Source organism: Thalassobellus citreus (assembly GCF_044385915.1).
In the GTDB taxonomy this organism is placed as follows: Bacteria; Bacteroidota; Bacteroidia; order Flavobacteriales; family Flavobacteriaceae; genus Thalassobellus; species Thalassobellus citreus.
In genome coordinates, this window is the sequence record NZ_JBISCC010000127.1 from 496,937 (window position 1) to 516,256 (window position 19,320).

General features: G+C 33.1%; 17 protein-coding genes. 14 read left to right on the forward strand and 3 right to left on the reverse strand.

Translation table 11 applies throughout. The features are described from left to right. Window positions 1–294 precede the first annotated feature (294 nt). From ACH5TX_RS15775 to ACH5TX_RS15795, 5 genes are read left to right on the forward strand one after another with little or no spacing between them, the layout of a single operon-like run. On the forward strand, window positions 295–1,692 hold the full coding sequence (locus tag ACH5TX_RS15775; RefSeq protein WP_439340447.1) for an arginine decarboxylase: 1,398 nt from the start codon (window positions 295–297) through the stop codon (window positions 1,690–1,692). Beyond that, window positions 1,682–2,620: an agmatinase gene (gene speB, locus ACH5TX_RS15780; RefSeq protein ID WP_439340448.1), complete on the forward strand. Its 939-nt coding sequence runs from the start codon at window positions 1,682–1,684 to the stop codon at window positions 2,618–2,620. Before ACH5TX_RS15775 ends, speB begins: the two co-directional genes overlap by 11 nt. Next, window positions 2,610–3,584, forward strand: coding sequence for a deoxyhypusine synthase family protein (locus tag ACH5TX_RS15785; RefSeq protein WP_439340449.1), 975 nt, complete (start codon window positions 2,610–2,612; stop codon window positions 3,582–3,584). Before speB ends, ACH5TX_RS15785 begins: the two co-directional genes overlap by 11 nt. Window positions 3,585–3,612: 28 nt before the next feature. Then, window positions 3,613–3,912 carry a hypothetical protein gene (locus tag ACH5TX_RS15790; protein WP_439340450.1) on the forward strand — a complete coding sequence of 100 codons (300 nt, stop codon included), beginning with the start codon at window positions 3,613–3,615 and terminating at the stop codon, window positions 3,910–3,912. Window positions 3,913–3,957: 45 nt separating this feature from the next. After that, on the forward strand, window positions 3,958–4,179 hold the full coding sequence (locus ACH5TX_RS15795; RefSeq protein WP_439340451.1) for a hypothetical protein: 222 nt from the start codon (window positions 3,958–3,960) through the stop codon (window positions 4,177–4,179). A 61-nt stretch (window positions 4,180–4,240) separates the two neighbouring features. Here the strand turns inward: ACH5TX_RS15795 and ACH5TX_RS15800 are convergent, their stop codons facing one another. Next, window positions 4,241–5,620 (reverse strand): MptA/MptB family glycosyltransferase, encoded by a 1,380-nt coding sequence (locus ACH5TX_RS15800; RefSeq protein WP_439340452.1) that lies wholly within the window; start codon window positions 5,618–5,620, stop codon window positions 4,241–4,243. Window positions 5,621–5,840: 220 nt separating this feature from the next. Between ACH5TX_RS15800 and mce the strand changes: the two genes are divergently transcribed. From mce to scpA, 8 genes are all read left to right on the forward strand, one after another. After that, window positions 5,841–6,248, forward strand: coding sequence for a methylmalonyl-CoA epimerase (gene mce / locus ACH5TX_RS15805; protein WP_439340453.1), 408 nt, complete (start codon window positions 5,841–5,843; stop codon window positions 6,246–6,248). Window positions 6,249–6,288: 40 nt separating this feature from the next. Then, on the forward strand, window positions 6,289–7,848 hold the full coding sequence (locus ACH5TX_RS15810; protein WP_439340454.1) for an acyl-CoA carboxylase subunit beta: 1,560 nt from the start codon (window positions 6,289–6,291) through the stop codon (window positions 7,846–7,848). After that, window positions 7,848–8,210 carry an OadG family protein gene (locus ACH5TX_RS15815; protein ID WP_439340455.1) on the forward strand — a complete coding sequence of 121 codons (363 nt, stop codon included), beginning with the start codon at window positions 7,848–7,850 and terminating at the stop codon, window positions 8,208–8,210. Before ACH5TX_RS15810 ends, ACH5TX_RS15815 begins: the two co-directional genes overlap by 1 nt. 32 nt (window positions 8,211–8,242) lie before the next feature. After that, on the forward strand, window positions 8,243–8,668 hold the full coding sequence (locus tag ACH5TX_RS15820) for a biotin/lipoyl-containing protein (protein WP_439340456.1): 426 nt from the start codon (window positions 8,243–8,245) through the stop codon (window positions 8,666–8,668). 69 nt (window positions 8,669–8,737) lie between these two features. Continuing rightward, entirely contained in the window at window positions 8,738–10,057 is a 1,320-nt protein-coding gene (locus tag ACH5TX_RS15825; RefSeq protein ID WP_439340457.1) for a sodium ion-translocating decarboxylase subunit beta, read from the forward strand. Between the two features lie 48 nt (window positions 10,058–10,105). Beyond that, complete coding sequence (locus ACH5TX_RS15830; RefSeq protein ID WP_439340458.1) at window positions 10,106–11,395, forward strand: acetyl-CoA hydrolase/transferase family protein; 1,290 nt, start codon at window positions 10,106–10,108, stop codon at window positions 11,393–11,395. Between the two features lie 10 nt (window positions 11,396–11,405). Then, the gene (locus ACH5TX_RS15835) at window positions 11,406–13,223 is read left to right on the forward strand and encodes a methylmalonyl-CoA mutase family protein (RefSeq protein ID WP_439340459.1); all 1,818 of its coding nucleotides are present in this window, start codon (window positions 11,406–11,408) and stop codon (window positions 13,221–13,223) included. Continuing rightward, window positions 13,220–15,352: a methylmalonyl-CoA mutase gene (scpA, locus tag ACH5TX_RS15840; RefSeq protein ID WP_439340460.1), complete on the forward strand. Its 2,133-nt coding sequence runs from the start codon at window positions 13,220–13,222 to the stop codon at window positions 15,350–15,352. Before ACH5TX_RS15835 ends, scpA begins: the two co-directional genes overlap by 4 nt. Window positions 15,353–15,921: 569 nt before the next feature. On the opposite strand, the gene ACH5TX_RS15845 is transcribed toward scpA, so the two are convergent. Together ACH5TX_RS15845 and meaB are read right to left on the reverse strand one after the other, a co-directional pair. Continuing rightward, window positions 15,922–16,221, reverse strand: a complete 300-nt coding sequence (locus tag ACH5TX_RS15845) for a GIY-YIG nuclease family protein (RefSeq protein WP_439340461.1) — start codon at window positions 16,219–16,221, stop codon at window positions 15,922–15,924. A 751-nt stretch (window positions 16,222–16,972) separates the two neighbouring features. Continuing rightward, complete coding sequence (gene meaB, locus ACH5TX_RS15850) at window positions 16,973–17,977, reverse strand: methylmalonyl Co-A mutase-associated GTPase MeaB (protein WP_439340462.1); 1,005 nt, start codon at window positions 17,975–17,977, stop codon at window positions 16,973–16,975. Window positions 17,978–18,217: 240 nt separating this feature from the next. Between meaB and ACH5TX_RS15855 the strand changes: the two genes are divergently transcribed. Continuing rightward, complete coding sequence (locus tag ACH5TX_RS15855; protein WP_439340463.1) at window positions 18,218–19,297, forward strand: GTP pyrophosphokinase; 1,080 nt, start codon at window positions 18,218–18,220, stop codon at window positions 19,295–19,297. Window positions 19,298–19,320: the final 23 nt, after the last annotated feature.

Sequence of the window (19,320 nt, forward strand, 5' to 3'; positions counted from 1 at the left end):
GTAAAAAAGTCCAAAAAAAATATTTCATTTGTAATATTATTAGCTGAACACTTTGAACTTTGTTTATATGTTCGGGCTTTTGAAAAATAGGAAGTTATATTCAAAAGCAGCTTACAGATTAAGTGACCGAATTTTAAAGCTAACTTCCGTATCTGCATTAGATGCTAGCCAGCATCAATACTTTTTTGTGCCAACTACAAAAAAACAAATCCGTATTTGATATTGTTTATTTTTTATTCGCTTAACGTGTAGTTCATACACCAATTACATCTTTAACCTTTTATAAAAAATAAATTGAATACTAAATATATTGATTTAATAAATCAAACTTTTGATTTTCCTCAAGAGGAATTTACTGTAAATAACGGACAATTGCATTTTCATGATATAGATTTAATGCAATTGGCAAAAGAATATGGAGCACCATTAAAATTCACTTATTTACCGCAAATATCTAATAATATTAATAAAGCGAAGAGGTGGTTTGCTAATGCTATTGAGAAACATAATTACAAAGGTAATTACAACTATTGCTATTGTACAAAGAGTTCGCATTTTAAACATGTATTAGACACTGCTTTAAAGAATAATATTCATATTGAAACGTCTTCGGCATTTGATATTGATATTGTTGAAAGTTTAAAAGCAGAAGGTAAAATTACCAATGATACATTTGTAATTAGCAATGGTTTTAAACGCGCACAATACATTACTAATATTGCTAGGTTAATTAATAACGGACATAAAAATGCCATTCCTATTATTGATAATTATGAGGAAATTGATTTACTGTCTGAAAAAATTGATGGAGACTTTAATGTTGGTATTAGAATAGCTTCAGAAGAAGAGCCTAAGTTTGAGTTTTACACATCGCGTTTAGGAATTGGCTATAAAAACATTGTTCCTTTTTATAAGAATCAAATTCTGAATAATAAAAAGGTGTCTCTTAAAATGCTTCACTTTTTTATAAATACAGGTATTAGAGATAATGCGTATTACTGGAACGAACTCCATAAATGTTTAAAGGTTTATACCAGTTTAAAAAAGATTTGTCCGTCGTTAGATAGTTTAAATATTGGCGGAGGGTTTCCTATAAAAAACTCGTTAGGTTTCGAGTTTGATTATGAGTATATGATTGATGAAATTGTTAATCAAATTAAATTAGTTTGTGAAGAGGAAGAGGTAGATGTACCAAATATTTTTACAGAATTTGGAAGTTTTACTGTTGGAGAAAGTGGTGGTGCTATTTATGAAGTCTTGTATCAAAAACAACAGAACGATCGTGAAAAGTGGAATATGATTAATTCGTCTTTCATTACAACATTGCCAGATACTTGGGCTATAAATAAACGTTTTGTTTTACTACCTATTAATAGGTGGCAAGATAGTTACGAGCGTGTATTATTGGGAGGTTTAACCTGTGATAGTGACGATTATTATAATAGCGAGCAGCATATGAATGCTATTTACTTACCAAAATATAATAAAGATAAACCTTTATATATCGGTTTTTTTAACACAGGAGCTTATCAAGAAACTATTGGTGGTTATGGTGGTTTGCAGCATTGCTTAATTCCGTCTCCTAAGCATATTTTAATTGATAGAGATACTAATGGAAATATCACAACAAAATTATTTAGTGAACAACAAAAAAGTGAAGACTTACTTAAAATTTTAGGTTATGAGCAATAATACTTATGCTGGAATACCAGAAGAGTTTGCAAAATTAGAACGCGCAAAAATTGTTTTAATTCCTGTGCCTTATGATGGTACAAGTACATGGCAAAAAGGAGCAGATAAAGGTCCTGATGCTTTTTTAGATGCATCTGAAAACATGGAATTATATGATATAGAAACCGGTACCGAAGTATATCAACAAGGTGTGTTTTTAGCAGATGCAGTTACAGAAGATGCATCACCAGAAGCTATGGTAGAAGCGGTGCACAAAGCAACAAAAAAATACATCAAAAAAAATAAGTTTGTAACCGTTTTTGGTGGCGAACATTCTATTTCTATTGGAACCATTCGTGCGTTTAACGAAATGTATCCAAGTTTAACGGTGTTACATATTGATGCCCATGCCGATTTAAGAAAAGAATACGATGGTTCTACTTGCAATCATGCTTGTGCTGTTTATGAAGCAAGCCAAACAACCAATTTAATTCAAGTAGGCATTCGTTCTATGGACATTATGGAGAAAACTGTAATGGATGAAGAGAAAACTTATTTTGCTCACGATATGGCAGTTGATGATACTTGGATGGATTCAGCGATCGATCAAATGACAGATAATGTATTTATTACATTCGATTTAGATGCGTTCGATCCATCTATCATGCCAAGTACAGGAACTCCAGAACCAGGTGGTTTATTATGGTATGAAACTTTAGATTTTTTAAAACAAGTATTTGCTGAAAAAAACGTGGTAGGATTCGATATCGTCGAGTTATGTCCAAACAAAAAAGAAAAATCTTCAGATTTTTTAGCGGCAAAATTGTATTATAAAATGTTAAGTTATAAATTTATGGATGAATCTATAGATGATGACTACGAGAGTACATTTAATAATTTAAAACAAAAAAATAACACTTCTAAATTCAACGAGGACGATGAGTACTAAAGGACCAATTTCTCAATTTATAGAAAAACATTATTTACACTTTAATGCAGCAGCTTTAGTTGATGCAGCAAAAGGGTATGAAGCCCAGTTGAATTCTGGTGCAAAAATGTTAGTGTCGCTTGCAGGAGCTATGAGTACTGCAGAGTTAGGTAAGAGTTTTGCAGAAATGATTCGTCAAGACAAAGTGCAAATTATTTCTTGTACAGGTGCCAATCTTGAAGAAGATATCATGAATTTAGTAGCACACTCTCATTATAAACGTGTACCAAATTATCGCGATTTAACACCACAAGAAGAATGGGGTTTGTTAGAAAAAGGATTAAATAGAGTTACCGATACTTGTATCCCTGAAGAAGAGGCTTTTAGACGTTTGCAAGAGCATATTTTTGAAATTTGGAAAGATGCCGAAGCTAAAGGTGAACGTTATTTACCACATGAGTACATGTACAAAATGTTATTATCTGGCGTGTTAGAACAGTATTATGAAATTGATTTAAAAGATTCTTGGATGTATGCTGCTGCCGAAAAAAACTTACCAATTGTTTGTCCAGGATGGGAAGATAGTACTATGGGTAATATTTTTGCAAGCTATGTTTTAAAAGGAGAATTGCAGGCAAGTACCATGAAATCTGGAATAGAATACATGACATTTTTAGCCGATTGGTATACTAATAATTCTAAAAATGGTATTGGGTTTTTTCAAATAGGAGGCGGTATTGCAGGTGATTTTCCAATATGTGTCGTGCCTATGTTGTACCAAGATATGGAACGTACAGATACGCCTTTCTGGAGTTATTTTTGCCAAATTAGCGATTCAACAACCAGTTATGGCTCATATTCTGGAGCGGTACCAAACGAGAAAATTACTTGGGGGAAATTAGATATTAATACACCAAAATTTATCATAGAAAGTGATGCAACTATTGTTGCACCTTTAATTTTTGCTTATCTTTTGGGTATGTAAACCAACCAAATTAAAAAAATAACTAACCATGAAACATAGAAATGATAATTTAAAACGTGTCATTGTTGATTTTAAAAAACTGACACCCGAGATTTTAGCTTTATTAGTTGCTAAGTATCCTGATGGCTATGATGATGATCATATTATTTCGTTTAGAAATCATCATAATGATTTAATTGAAGCTGTAGAAGTTACAACTGAGGACACTAAATATTTGGTAAAAGTAAGTTCTAAGTTAGCGACTACTATGCAAAATTACGATGAAGATGATTATGAAGAACTAGATAATAATAATCCAGAAGCTGTTCAAGATCCTAAAATGGATTAAGAAGAATAGTGAATTTTAAGAAAAGAAAACAATAAATTTATATACATGAAAACAGCTGTTTTTAAGTCTTACGAAAACGGTTTTTACACCTTTTGGTTCGATAATGGAAACGAATTAGTATTTGAGGAAGTGCACCCAAGAGTATTAAGTCAATTCAATTTAAAAACCGATAAAAATTTAATAGATAAAGAATTTAAAATCACTTTTGTAGAACATGCAGATGGTGATGATGTTATCTATACAGTACAAAGCTTAAAGCCTCTTTAAGATTTAGTCTTTCTTATATACTAAATAGAATTTAGTTAACTAAAAGCTACAATAAATGCGTTTAATTTATTGTTAGGTTAAATTTACTTGCTTTATTATTAAGCTGTTTTTTATAAAACACTTCCCAAATAAATACGCCATAAACTATGGTGTATTCTAATCCAATAATCCATAAATTCTCAGATTTATCTTGCTTATTAATGTTTATATACGCCAAGTAACTCAGTATAATTACAAAACTCCAAACCAACGGGAATTTATATTTTGTAAATACCGAAAGTATTAAAAGCATAGCTACGTACCAAGGGTGTAATGTGGTGGTTGTAAAATAAAAAAAACTTAAAACCAATAACATAGCAGTAATAAGTTCTACGGTTGTTTTGTTTTTTCTAAAGAAGCTAATAGCGAGTGAAAACAGAACAACCAAAAGCGCCATAACTTTTCCAATAATTTCAATTTCGTTATAACCTCTAAAAGTGTATCCTATTTCTCTAGCTATATAATATAAACTGGCATTAAACTCAAATTTTTGAAACCAAAGCGCTACAGTTTGTGTATAGTTATTTATAAATTCAGAAGAATAGAAAGGAAGAAATAGTAGCAAAGTTATGAAGGCTACAATGCCATAAAACTTAATAAGTTTTGTTATGCCTCCGAAGGTAGGAATCCATTTTTTATCATCACGTTTCACAAACCACTGAAAAAATAAAGGCAGAAATATTATCGGTATCAGTTTTGTTGAAATTGATAACGCTAAAACAACCGCAGCCCATGGCCATTTTTCAACATGTAATAAATACAGACTCCAAACTAAAAAGAAAATCATGATGCCTTCAAAATGAAGATTACCTGTAAGTTCTATAATTATAAACGGATTTAAAACATACCAAAAAATATTGTAAACAGGTAGTTTTAGCTTTTCTAAAAGCTTTTTTCCAAAGTAAAGTGTTCCAAAATCGGCAAAAATTATAAGTAGTCGCATAACGATAGCCGAACCTAAAATACTGTTGCCTGAAAACAAACCGGCGATAACAAAACATAATTGGTTTATTGGCGGGTAGTTTGTAAAATGACTCGCATTTAAAACACCCATGCCCGTATAGAGTTCTTGTGCTTGTGCTACAGGAAAAACATCTTTAGATATAAATGATTCTACAGTAAAAAGATAAGGATTAAAACCCTCTAAAATCATACGTCCATCCCAAATAAAACGATAAAAATCTTGTGATAAATTCGGGATTGCTAAAATGAAAATAGCTCTAAATCCAAAAGCCAAATAAGTTAAAAAATTAATGTTGCTTTTAAAGAAGTGAATTAGTTTATAAAACAAAAAAAATAGTGCAGTATAAAGCATTATTAATTTTACATAATCGGTACGTAATAAATCGTATGCAAACGATATGTAAAACAGAAAACTTACCAAAACCATGAGTAAAGGCATCCTATTCAATTTAAAAAAAGTAGGATTTAAAAGCATATTCCAAATATAAACTTATTTGTTCATCATGCAGTCGAAAATTTAACCTGACTATTACGTTGTAGTTAATATTTATATGAAAATAATTGGATTACATGACATCTATCATGAATTAAAAAACACTCCTATTCTAATTTTGGCATATTATTAAAAGTCTAAACATATTATAATAAACATATTAGTTATGAATATTTCACATATAGAACACTTGGGAATTGCAGTTGATAATCTAGAAGAATCCATTAAGTATTATGAAGACGTTTTAGGAATGAAATGCTATTCAATAGAAGAGGTTGCAGATCAAAAAGTAAAGACTGCTTTTTTCTTAGTAGGGAATACAAAAATTGAATTATTAGAAAGCACATCGCCAGATGGCCCTATAGGTAAATTTATTGCTAAAAAAGGGCAAGGAATTCACCATATAGCCTTTGCAGTAGATAATACTAATGAATCATTAAAGTTGGCAGAAGAACGTGGTGTAAAACTTATAGATAAAGAAGCTAGAAAAGGTGCCGAAGGATTAAATATTGGTTTCCTACATCCAAAATCAACTTTGGGTGTTCTTACAGAGCTATGTTCAAAACAAGACTAATATTGAGTAAACAAAAGTAGATAAGCAAAAATAGAAATTTATGGCAAATCAAGATAAAATAAACGAACTCATAGCAAAAAGAGCTAAAGCAAAAATGGGAGGTGGCGAAAAGCGTATAGACTCTCAGCATGCTAAAGGAAAGTTAACAGCTCGTGAAAGAATTGATATTCTTTTAGATGACGATAGTTTTGAAGAGTTTGATATGTTCGTTACCCATAGAACAAAATCATTTGGATTAGATAAACAAATTTATCTTTCAGATGGGGTAGTTACAGGACATGGAACCATTGATGGTAGAATTGTTTACCTTTTTGCGCAAGATTTTACAGTATTTGGAGGTTCACTTTCAGAAACCTATGCGTTGAAAATTTGTAAAGTTATGGATATGGCAATGAAAATTGGTGTACCTGTAATTGGACTTAATGATAGTGGTGGTGCACGTATTCAAGAAGGTGTAAGATCGCTTGCTGGATACGCAGAGATTTTTCAAAGAAACATTATGGCTTCTGGTGTTATTCCTCAAATATCGTCCATTTTAGGGCCTTGTGCTGGTGGAGCTGTTTATTCGCCTGCTTTAACAGATTTTACCATTATGACCGATAAAACAAGTTACATGTTTGTAACAGGGCCAAAGGTTGTGCAAGCGGTAACAGGAGAGGTTGTAACTACCGAACAATTAGGAGGTGCAACAGTGCATTCTACAAAATCTGGGGTATCTCACTTTTTAGCAGAAGATGATGAAGAAAACTTAATACTTATTAGAAAATTATTAAGCTACTTGCCTTCAAATAATCTTGAAGATCCTCCAACAATTGTAACATCAGACCCTATTGATAGATTAGATGATGTTTTAAATGATATTATTCCAGAAAATGCTAATCAACCTTATGATATTTTAGATGTTATTTCAACCATAACAGATAATGGTGAGTTTTTAGAAGTTCATAGAAATTATGCTCGAAATATTGTTGTTGGTTTTGCACGTTTTAATGGGCGTTCTGTTGGTATTGTTGCCAACCAGCCTAAATATTACGCAGGTGTTTTAGATTGTGAAGCATCTAGAAAAGCAGCTAGATTTGTTCGTTACTGCGATGGCTTTAATATTCCTATTGTCACTTTAGTAGATGTACCAGGATTTTTACCAGGAACAGGACAAGAATATGCGGGTATTATTCTACATGGTGCCAAATTATTATTTGCTTATGGAGAAGCTACGGTGCCAAAAGTAACTATTACACTTCGTAAATCTTACGGAGGTGCTCATGATGTTATGAGTTGTAAACAATTAAGAGGCGATTTAAATTATGCATGGCCAACAGCAGAAATTGCTGTTATGGGAGCTAAAGGAGCTGTTGAGGTTTTAGAAGGTTCTAACATTCGTAAAATTGAAAATGCCGAAGAAAAACAAAACTTCATCGAAGAAAAAGAAAATGAATATAATACCAAGTTTGCTAATCCTTATGTAGCAGCTAAGTATGGTTTTATTGATGATGTTATTGAACCAAGAAACACAAGGTTTAGAGTTATTAGAGCTTTAGAATTGTTGGCTAATAAGAAAGAAGTTAATCCACCTAAGAAACATTCAAACATTCCACTATAATGATGCATTTACTATTATATACCGATCCATTAAGCGAAGGATATGTAATCCTAGTTACAGGTTTAACAATTGTTTTTAGTGGCTTACTGCTTTTAACATTGGTTTTCAAATTTGGATTACCCATGATGCTTTATGTTTATAAATTAATTTCTAAAGGACCAGATAAAAAGGCTAAAGAGATTTCTCCAAAAGTAAATGAAGAGTTTACTGGAGAAATAGCGGCAGCAATATCGGTAGCCATTCACATGTATTTAGATGTACAGCATGATAAAGAAAATGCGATACTAACTATTAAACAAGCTCGTAAATTATATTCTCCTTGGAGTTCTAAAATATACGGCGCATATACAAATAGATTTTAGATTTTTAAGAATCTTATAAGAAAGACAAAGACATGAAAAATTTCACATTCAAAATAAACGAGAACAGTTACGGTGTTAAAATTGTTTCTCAAGAAAACAATACCATACAGTTGGAAGTAAACGGAACTAAATATTCCGTTAAAATGAAAGAAGAAATAAAAGCACGAAAAACACCAACGTTAGTGCGTAAACCTTCTAAGGCAGCACCAGTTGAACCTGTAAAAGTAAATCCAAGTTCTTCGGCTAAAACTAAAATTTCTGCACCAATTCCTGGCGTTATTTTATCTCTTAATGTTAAAGTTGGAGATACTATTAAAGAAAACGATCAATTGTTAGTTCTTGAAGCTATGAAGATGGAGAATAATATTGTTTCAGAAAAATCAGGTGTTGTTACGGCTGTAAATGTAGCAGTAGGACAACAAGTTCTTCAGGGAGAAGTGATGATAGAATTAGAATAGAGTTAGTCAATGTCATTCTAGGTGAAAAAGAAGTTTTTTTTCATTTCTAAGTGACTAAAAAAGAAAAAAATGAAGAAATTAATATTAATATTTGGAGTTCTATCGCTACTTATTTTTGCAAGACCAGTTTTAGGGCTAAACTCTAATTCTGCTACAGCAACAGTTTCAACTACAGTTGTAAATTCAGAAGTATCTGCTGGAGATACTTTTCTTTCAGAAGCAATAAACGGCATCCAACAATTTTATCAATATACAGGTTTTGCAAATGCAGAATCGGGGAATCTTATAATGATTTTAATAGGTATTATTTTTATATACCTAGGCATTAAATTTGATTACGAACCACTTTTGTTAATCCCAATTGGTACAGGGGTTATTATCGGTAATATTCCATTTGTAGCAGGAAATCAAACTGGTATTTATGAAGCAGGATCGGTATTAAATTACCTTTATTTTGGAGTTGTAAAAGGTATCTATCCGCCACTTATATTTTTAGGAATTGGTGCTATGACCGATTTTTCATCACTTATTGCAAACCCTAAGTTAATGCTTTTAGGTGCTGCGGCACAAATAGGTGTATTTGCTACGTTTTTAGGGGCGCTTTATTTAGGATTTAATCTTCCAGAAGCGGGTGCAATTGGTATTATTGGAGGTGCCGATGGTCCAACCGCTATTTTCCTTTCATCAAAATTAGCAAATGGTGTTAATGTATTGGCAGATGGTACTACGGTTAAAAACTTAATTGGGCCTATTGCCATTGCAGCATACTCATATATGGCTTTAGTACCAGTAATTCAACCGCCTTTAATGAAGTTATTAACTTCAAAGAAAGAACGATTAATTAGAATGAAACCACCTAGAGCGGTTTCTCAAAAGGAAAAAATGATTTTCCCTGTTGTAGCATTATTATTAACCACATTTATTTCGCCTAGTGCATTGCCTTTATTAGGTATGTTATTCTTTGGTAATTTACTTAAAGAATCAGGAAGAACAGAAAGACTTGCAGATACAGCTCGTACTAAGTTAATTGATATTGTTACCATTCTGTTAGGTGTTACAGTAGGAGCATCTACACAAGCCGATATTTTTATTACGAAAGATTCTATGATGATATTTGCTTTAGGAGCCATTTCGTTTGTAATAGCAACTTGCGGAGGTTTATTATTTGCAAAATTCATGAACTTATTCCTTAAAGGAGACGATAAATTAAATCCACTTATTGGTGCAGCTGGTGTATCTGCTGTTCCAGATAGTGCGAGGGTAGTACATGCCGAAGGACTTAAAGCCGATTCACAGAACTATTTATTAATGCATGCTATGGCACCAAACGTAGCAGGGGTTATAGGTTCTGCAATTGCAGCAGGTATTATATTAAGTTTCTTAGGATAAAGATAAAAACTAAATATATATAAGACGAACTAATTAAAATTTTTAAAGATGAAAATTCCAAATGTAATGTCAGCTTCCGAAGCTGTTAAGCTTATTAAATCTGGAAATAGGGTGTTAATTCAAGGCGGTTCCGCAACACCTCAAACTTTAATTAAAGCTATGGTGGCTCGTGCACCTGAACTTAGAAAAGTTGAAATTTGCCATTTGCATACCGAAGGGGAATGCGGATATACAAATCCTGAATTAAGAGAAAGTTTTCATACGAGCGCTTTCTTTATTGGAGGAAATGTTAGAAAAATGGTAGGTAATACTGTTGATTATATCCCCATCTTTTTAAGTGATATTCCAAGTTTATTCCGTGAAGGTTATATGGATTTGGATGTGGTATTAGTAAATGTATCGCCACCAGATAAGCACGGATTCTGTTCTTTAGGTGTCTCTGTAGATATCGTAATATCAGCTATTGAAAGAGGCAAAACAGTTATTGCTCAAATTAATTCTAGAATGCCTCGTACGTTTGGAGATGCATTGGTTCATGTAAATAAATTTGATGCTTGTGTTGTAGTTGAAGAGGAAATTTATGAAATGAAATTTGTGGCACCAACTGAAATGGAAAAAGCCATAGGTAAAAACATTGCAGGAATTATTGAAGATGGCGCAACACTACAGATGGGTATTGGTGGTATTCCAAATGCGGTGTTAACCTTTCTTCATAATCATAAAAATTTAGGAGTACATACAGAAATGTTCTCTGAAGGTATTGTTGATTTGGTAGAGAAAGGCATTGTAAATGGTGCAGAGAAAAAAGTGAATCCTTATAAAATTATATCAGGATTTGCAATGGGAACTAGACGTTTGTATGATTTCATGGATGATAATCCTGAAATAGAAATGAATGATATTGCTTATGTAAATGATACAGCTGTCATTCGTCAAAACCCAAAAGTAACGGCTATTAACTCAGCTATCGAAATAGATTTTACTGGTCAAGTTTGTGCCGATTCAATAGGAACTAGAATGTTCTCTGGAGTTGGAGGGCAAATGGACTTTATGCGTGGTGCTGCTTTATCAAAAGGCGGAAAACCAATTATAGCAATCACATCAACAACATTAAAAGGCGTTTCTAAAATAGTACCAGCGTTAAAACCTGGCGCAGGTGTGGTTACAACAAGAGCGCATGCTAGATATGTAGCAACAGAGTATGGTGTTGCAGAGTTATTTGGTAAAACTTTAAAACAACGAGCAGAATCGCTTAGAGATGTTGCACATCCAGATCATAGAGCTGAATTAGATGAAGCTATTTTTGAGCGTTTTGGAAGTAATAATGTAATGGTTTAATATAAATTATATGGAAACTAATAAAAAAATACTTTTTTCAGATTTCAACCCTGTTACTAAAGAGGCGTGGACTGAGAGAGTGCATGTCGATTTAAAAGGCGCAGATTTCAATAGGAAATTAGTTTGGAAAAACTTAAATAAATTAGAATTTCAACCTTTTTATAATACAGAGGATGTTTTAGAGTATCTTCCTAATACAGGTAAGAATTCACAAAATTTAATTAATTACAGAGCCATTTGTGTAGATTCTCCTAAAGCAGGAAACAAAGCGGCTTTAAAAGCTGTTAAAGAAGGTGTTACTGGGCTTTTGTTTCATATGAAAGATCCTGTATCTGCAGCTATTCTTTTAAATGAAGTAGATATCAATAAAATTGCAGTTTCGTTTGCTTTAGATAATAACGTTATTGCTTTTGCTAAAGATTTCTTTGCTTTTGCAGAACAGAATTTAAATAATTCTAAAAACCTGAGAGGGTATTTCGATTTAGAAATAATATCAGAGTATCTTACTAAAGGAAGTATAGATGCAAGTAAGTTTGAAACTTTAGAAGCACTTTTAAAATTAGGAGCGTCATATCCAGAGTTTAAAACTATTACGGTGTCTGGAACCACATTTTTAGATGCAGGATCTAATCAGGTTCAAGAAGTAGCATATACGTTAAATGCTTTAGTGTATTTAATAGAGCAGTGTGTTGATAAGGGTATAGATGTAGAACCTATATTTAATAATTTACATGTGCAACTAGCAATAGGCTCAGAGTATTTTATTGAAATTGCAAAGTTTAGAGCTTTTAATAGTTTATTAAGTGCTGTAGCAAAACAATATGGTGTTACAGACTTTAAACATGCTTTAACAGCTAAAACATCTATTTGGAGCAAATCGGTAACCGATGCACATACTAATCTATTAAGAGCTACTACAGAGGCTATGTCTGCCATTCTAGGGAATGTAGATGGTGTGCTTATTGATGCTTACGATAAAGAATTTAATAATGCATCTGATTTTTCAAGTAGAATCGCTGGAAATATTTCAACCATTTTAAAAGAAGAATCTTATTTTGGTAAAGTTTCAAATCCGGTTGATGGTTCTTATTTTATAGAAGAAGCAAGTACTAAAATAGCTAAAAAGGCCTTAGAGCTTTTTAAAGCTATTGAAGCACAAGGCGGATTTTACAAAGCGTTTGAAAGTGAATTTATTCAACAACAAATTGCCGAGATTCGTCAAGAAAAAATAAAGTTGATAAGCCAAAGAAGATTGCCAATGGTTGGGGTTAATAAATATCCTAATCTTATGGAAACGGTACCTTCAGAAATACTTTCAGAAGGAGATGCATCCAATTCAAAAGTACTAACACCACGAAGAGCGTCATTAGAAATAGAAGCTGTAAGAAAGGTGACAGAGCAATTGGTTGATGAAACTAATAAACGCCCTATTGTAGAACTCACCAGTTTTGGTAATTTAACCATGCGAAAAGCGAGAGCTGCTTTTTCGTATGATTTTATAGGGGTTTCAGGATTTGAAGTATGGCAAGAAAAAAGTCATGAAGATGCTATTGAAGCCGCAAAATGCACAGCCTTATCAGAATCTGATGTGGTGGTTATTTGTAGTTCAGATGCCGATTATGAAGCACATGCTTTAGCATTTGTAGAAACATTTAGGTCACTTAATACAGATAAAGTACTTTTGTTAGCAGGAAACCCTGTGGGTATTGCTGAGGCATTAAATGAAGCTGGATTAGATGGATACATTCATTTAAAATCGGATGTGATACAAACTATTTCAAGTGTTCAGAATAAAATTCAAAAAAAAATTAAATCTTTACAAGTATGAGACGGGATTTTTCAGATTTAACATTAGACACAGATTCTAAACAGCACACAGCTGTTTCAGACAATCAAGATATTTGGAATACTCCAGAAGGCATTCCTGTAAAAAAGCATTTTTCAAAAGAAGATATTAAAGACGCAGAGCATCTACAGTTTGCTGCAGGATTGCCTCCATTTACAAGAGGACCTTACAGTACGATGTATGCAACGCGACCTTGGACTATTAGACAATATGCTGGGTTTTCTACAGCAGAAGAGTCTAATGCATTTTATAGAAGAAATTTAGCTGCAGGTCAAAAAGGATTGTCGGTAGCATTCGATTTAGCAACGCATCGTGGTTACGATTCCGATCATCCTCGTGTTACGGGCGATGTTGGTAAAGCAGGTGTGGCTATCGATTCTATTTTGGATATGGAGATTTTATTCGACCAAATTCCGTTAGATAAAATGTCGGTTTCCATGACAATGAATGGTGCGGTATTACCAATTATGGCGTTTTATATTGCAGCAGCCAAAAAGCAAGGAGTCTCTTTAGATCACTTGAGCGGAACCATTCAAAATGATATTTTAAAAGAGTTTATGGTGCGTAATACCTATATCTATCCACCATTACCATCTATGAAAATTATTGGTGATATTTTTGAATATACCACCAAATATATGCCTAAGTTTAACTCTATTTCAATTAGTGGTTACCACATGCAAGAAGCAGGTGCAACGGCAGATATTGAGTTGGCTTACACCTTAGCCGATGGTTTAGAATATATTAAAACAGGATTAGCATCTGGATTAAAAATTGATGAGTTTGCTCCTAGATTATCATTTTTCTGGGCAGTAGGTATGAATCACTTTATGGAAATTGCTAAAATGCGTGCAGCACGTATGCTTTGGGCAAAAATCATCAAACAATTCAACCCACAAAACCCAAAATCGATGGCATTGCGTACGCATAGTCAAACATCGGGTTGGAGTTTAAGTGAGCAAGATCCTTTTAATAATGTTGCTAGAACTTGTATAGAAGCTATGGCAGCAGGTTTAGGTGGTACACAATCTTTGCATACCAATGCTTTAGATGAAGCGATTGCGTTACCAACCGATTTTTCGGCAAGAATAGCACGTAATACGCAGATTTATATTCAAGATGAAACACAGATTACTAAATCTGTCGATCCTTGGGCGGGTTCTTATTATGTAGAATACTTAACGCAAGAAATTGCTAAAAAAGCTTGGAAACTTATTGAAGAAGTTGAAGAACTTGGAGGTATGGCAAAAGCTATTGAAACCGGTGTTCCTAAAATGCGTATTGAAGAAGCTTCGGCACGTAAACAAGCGCGTTTAGATTCAGGTCAAGATATTTTGGTTGGGGTTAATAAATTTAAAACTGATGAGAAATCGGATATCGAGATTTTAGAAGTTGATAACTCGGTAGTAAGATTGTCTCAAATTGAGCGTTTAAAGAAGTTGAAAGCCAATAGAAATCAAGATGTGGTTGATGCTAAATTAAAAGCATTAACAGCTTGTGCTGAAACAGGAGAAGGAAATTTATTGGAATTAGCTGTTGAAGCTGCCGAAAATTTTGCAACTTTAGGAGAAATATCAGATGCTTTAGAAGTGCATTTTGGACGACATAAAGCAGATACTAAATTAATAAGTGGTGTGTATAGTAAAGAAGTAAATGACGATAATACATTTGCAAAAGCGCAGGCAGTTGCCGATAGATTTGCAGAAATAGAAGGGCGTCGTCCACGTGTGATGATTGCAAAAATGGGACAAGATGGACATGATAGAGGTGCGAAAGTTGTCGCTTCTAGTTTTGCCGATTTAGGTTTCGATGTAGATATGGGACCTTTATTTCAAACACCAGAAGAGGTAGCAAAACAAGCCATTGAAAATGATGTGCATTTTGTAGGCGCTTCTAGTTTAGCAGCAGGACACAAAACGTTAATTCCGCAATTAATTTCCGAATTAGAAAAATTAGGAAGACCAGATATTATGGTGTTTGCCGGAGGTGTTATACCAGAACAAGATTATGATTATTTATTAGAACGTAAAGTAGCTGCTATTTTCGGACCTGGAACGGTTATTTCAGAATCGGCAATTACTATTATGGAGAAATATTTAGAACAAGACTAGAGTGGCAGAGTGACTTACTCAGTAAATTGATTTGATTGGAAGCCCCATTTGTGTTTAAACATAAATGGGGTTTTTTATTCCTGCTGAGGAATGAGACAAAAAGTTTTTCGCTAGTCATGTCGAAGGAGGTAGGACAGAGATGTTACATTTTGTTTTTTACACAATACTTGAGTTATATTATGTGATTTCTCCTGTTGTCGAAATGACTTGGATTTTTTATTTAAGGTTTATAGACAAATTAGTGTTTGTTAGTCATGTCGAAGGAGGTACGACTGAGACATCGCATCCTATTTTAAGGCAATGTATTGCTTACTGTTATGTGATTTCTCCTAGCGTCGAAATGACTTGGAGTTTTTATTTAGGTTTTAGTTATAAATTGTTGTTGCTTGTCATGTAGACGAGAGGAGAAATCTCATCCTGTTTTAAAGCAATGTTTGGATTACTGTTGTGTGATTTCTCCCTACGCTCGAAATGACTTGGAGTTTTTATTTAGATTTTAGATATAAATTAGTGTTGGTTAGTCATGTCGACGAAAGGAGACATCGCACACGCATAAACAAACATGAGCATTAAAAAATGTCATTATTCAATGTTTCCCATTTTGGATTAAAATTCGAGATTAAATTATTTTTCTTTTCGCGACGCCACTTTTTTAATTCTTTCTCTCTGGCAATCGCGAGTTTTGGAAATTCGAAAGTTTCGTAATAAACTAAATAGATACAACCATATTTTCCAGCAAAAGACTTTTTTGCGTTTTGACTATCAAAGTAGTGTTGTGCAAGTCGGTTTTGAATATTATTAGTAAACCCAATGTATAAAGTGGTTCTGTATTGATTGGTAAGAATATAAACGAAGTACCGTTTTTGCATTTTTAAATGTAAGAAAAATTTATAAAACTTACTGTTGTGTGATTTCTCCCTGCGCTCGAAATGACTTGGGGGTTTTTATTTTTAAGTTTTATTGATAAATAGTTGTTCGTTAGTCATGTCGAAGGAGGTGCGACTGAGAGATCACATCCTATTTTTTGCGCAATACTTGAGTTGCTTTATGTAATTTCTCCTCTCGTCGAAATGACTGAGAGTTTTTATTTTTAAGTTTTAGATATAAATAGTTGTTCGTTAGTCATGTCGACGATAGGAGACATTGCATCCTGTTTTTTTACAGAATACTTGAGCTGTTTTATGTGATTTCTCCTATCGTCGAAATGACTGAGAGTTTTATTTTTAAGTTTTATAGATAAATTAGTGTTTATTAGTCATATCGAAGGAGGTACGACTGAGATACCACATCCTGCTTTTTGCGTACTACTTGAGCTTCTTTATGTGATTTCTCCATTCGTCGAAATGATTTGGGGGTTTTTATTTAAGTTTTAATTATAAATTAGTGTTAGTTAGTCATGTCAACGATAGGAGACATCACATCCTGCTTTTTACGTAATACTTGAGCTGTTTTATGTGATTTCTCCATTCGTCGAAATGACTTGTGGGTTTTTATTTAAGTTTTAGATATAAATTAATGTTCGTTAGTCATGTCGACGATAGGAGACATCGCACCCAGTTTTTACAAAATTTATACTTTACTGTAATTATGGATTCCTGCCTGCGCAGGAATGACAATTAATCAAAACGACTCCTTAAACTCCTTAATTATTTTTTGAGCGGCTTTTACAGGCGATATTTTAGAAGAAATAATATCCTTTTTTAAAACATCAAGCTGATTCGCAATATCTTTCGAACCATAAAACAACTGTTTTAGCTCATCATTAATATTATCGAACATCCAGCGTATTTTTTGCTGATTTCTGTTTTCATCAAAATAGCCATTGTCGGTAACAAGTTGTTTGTACTTTGTAATTTCATCCCAAACCACATCAATACCTGTATTTTTTGTAGACGATGCTTTTGTAACCACCGGAGACCAACCAGAATCTGATTGCGGAAAAATATGCAGCGCATTTTGATATTGTAAACGCGCCATTTCACTTTTCTGAATATTATCGCCATCGGCTTTATTAATAACCACCATATCTGCCATTTCCATAATGCCTTTCTTGATGCCTTGCAGTTCGTCGCCAGCACCAGCAAGCATTAGCAGAAGGAAAAAATCGGTCATACCATGAACAGCGGTTTCCGATTGCCCAACCCCAACGGTTTCAATTAAAATAACATCGTAACCAGCCGCTTCACAAAGCAGCATACTTTCGGCGGTTTTATTGGCAACACCACCAAGCGTTTCGCCAGAAGCCGACGGACGGATATAAGCATTTTCTAAATTACTTAATTCTTCCATACGGGTTTTATCGCCCAAAATACTGCCTCGGGAACGTTGACTACTTGGGTCTATAGACAGAATAGCAACTTTATGACCTTGATTTATAAGGTGTTTTCCAAACGCCTCGATAAACGTACTTTTACCCACACCAGGAACACCCGTAATACCAATGCGTATTGAGTTTCCAGAAGCTGGTAAAATATGTTGAATAATATCTTTGGCAAGTACTTTGTCGCTTTCTAAATTACTTTCTATAATGGTTATGGCTCTCGATAAAATAACCCTGCTACCACTTAAAACACCATCAATATAGGCTTGTGCGGTGAGTCTGCTTTTTGGTTTGTAGTCTTTCATTTTTTGAATAACATTACTGATATAAAGATACTGATAATACAAAAAAGCACCATGAATAACACCTTGTTTTTTGTGGTTAAATAGGATAAAATTAAGAAAGAATGGATTGTTTTGAATAGCTGTTAGTTAGCTGTGTTTTTACTTGACTTTGTCAGAAAAAATAGCTAACTTCGTTTAGAGTAAGATATAAAACATTAAAGCGATTTCATATCTATTAGTGGCAGTAATTAAAAACAACTTATGAATCATGTCGAAAAATATAAAGAACTAAAACCCATATACGAAAGTTTCTCTCAAAGTCTTGTAGTCTTACTTAAGTCTATACTCGATGCTAACAACATAAAATTTCATTTAGTAGAGGGAAGATCCAAAGATATAGAAAGTTTCAAAAATAAGGTTGAATCAAAAAAAGGAAAATATAAAAATCCTTTAAAAGAAGTTATGGATTTATGTGGAGTTCGAATAATCGTCTACTATCAAACAGATATAGATAAAATAGATTCCCTAATTAGAGAGAACTTTGATGTTGATTTGAAGAATTCTGTGGATAAAAGTACTATATTAAAAAGCAATGAATTTGGATATCTTTCAAACCATTATATAGTCACAATTAATTCCATTAGGTCACACCTGCCAGAATGGGCAAAATTTAACGGTTTGAATGCAGAAATTCAATTAAGGACTGTATTACAGCATTCTTGGGCTGCAATTTCTCATGAATTAGAATATAAAAGTAAATTTGATATTCCAGATTTACTAAAGCGTAAACTATTCAGACTAGCTGGCTTATTCGAATTAGCTGATGAACAATTTGTTCAAGTAAAGCAAAAACAATTTGAATTATCAAAAGCAATAGAAAACAAAACAGATATTGAGAATATATCTATCTACAATGAACTGAATCTTGATACCATTAAACATTATTTTAGTGAGAATAAATCAATATCAGATGTCTACCGGAAATTTGGTGAGGATGCTGGATTCGAATATAGCCCAGAAGAAGACGAAGATTCAAATAGGTATTTGTCTCACATTGTAAATATCTCAAAAACAATTGGAATAAATTCTATCGAAGAATTTAATGAGACTTTAGAAAAATCAAAAGAATTTGCTGGCGAATACCTTAAACTTCAGTTTTTAAGACAAGACACTGACGAATCAGGAGAAAGAACTTGGATGTCTGATGAGATATTTTTGATTTATTTAGTACTCATGAGTCTTTTAAATGAAAAGGAATTAGAAAATTATAATCCTAAAGATTGGGCGGAAGACATATTAGAAAGTGTTTTGAGTGTAATAAGAAGTTGGAAGAAAAAATAACTACTGCCAACAAAGTATAAATT

Bases quoted from the DNA above. Each gene is read 5' to 3' on its own strand.
- ACH5TX_RS15810 (WP_439340454.1), top strand. From the start codon at position 6,289: ATGGCAAATCAAGATAAAATAAACGAACTCATAGCAAAAAGAGCTAAA.
- meaB (WP_439340462.1), bottom strand. From the start codon at position 17,977: ATGAAAGACTACAAACCAAAAAGCAGACTCACCGCACAAGCCTATATT.
- speB (WP_439340448.1), top strand. From the start codon at position 1,682: ATGAGCAATAATACTTATGCTGGAATACCAGAAGAGTTTGCAAAATTA.
- ACH5TX_RS15835 (WP_439340459.1), top strand. From the start codon at position 11,406: ATGGAAACTAATAAAAAAATACTTTTTTCAGATTTCAACCCTGTTACT.
- ACH5TX_RS15815 (WP_439340455.1), top strand. From the start codon at position 7,848: ATGATGCATTTACTATTATATACCGATCCATTAAGCGAAGGATATGTA.
- ACH5TX_RS15845 (WP_439340461.1), bottom strand. From the start codon at position 16,221: ATGCAAAAACGGTACTTCGTTTATATTCTTACCAATCAATACAGAACC.
- ACH5TX_RS15820 (WP_439340456.1), top strand. From the start codon at position 8,243: ATGAAAAATTTCACATTCAAAATAAACGAGAACAGTTACGGTGTTAAA.
- ACH5TX_RS15830 (WP_439340458.1), top strand. From the start codon at position 10,106: ATGAAAATTCCAAATGTAATGTCAGCTTCCGAAGCTGTTAAGCTTATT.
- ACH5TX_RS15795 (WP_439340451.1), top strand. From the start codon at position 3,958: ATGAAAACAGCTGTTTTTAAGTCTTACGAAAACGGTTTTTACACCTTT.
- ACH5TX_RS15790 (WP_439340450.1), top strand. From the start codon at position 3,613: ATGAAACATAGAAATGATAATTTAAAACGTGTCATTGTTGATTTTAAA.
- ACH5TX_RS15785 (WP_439340449.1), top strand. From the start codon at position 2,610: ATGAGTACTAAAGGACCAATTTCTCAATTTATAGAAAAACATTATTTA.
- mce (WP_439340453.1), top strand. From the start codon at position 5,841: ATGAATATTTCACATATAGAACACTTGGGAATTGCAGTTGATAATCTA.
- ACH5TX_RS15855 (WP_439340463.1), top strand. From the start codon at position 18,218: ATGAATCATGTCGAAAAATATAAAGAACTAAAACCCATATACGAAAGT.
- scpA (WP_439340460.1), top strand. From the start codon at position 13,220: ATGAGACGGGATTTTTCAGATTTAACATTAGACACAGATTCTAAACAG.
- ACH5TX_RS15825 (WP_439340457.1), top strand. From the start codon at position 8,738: ATGAAGAAATTAATATTAATATTTGGAGTTCTATCGCTACTTATTTTT.
- ACH5TX_RS15800 (WP_439340452.1), bottom strand. From the start codon at position 5,620: ATGCCTTTACTCATGGTTTTGGTAAGTTTTCTGTTTTACATATCGTTT.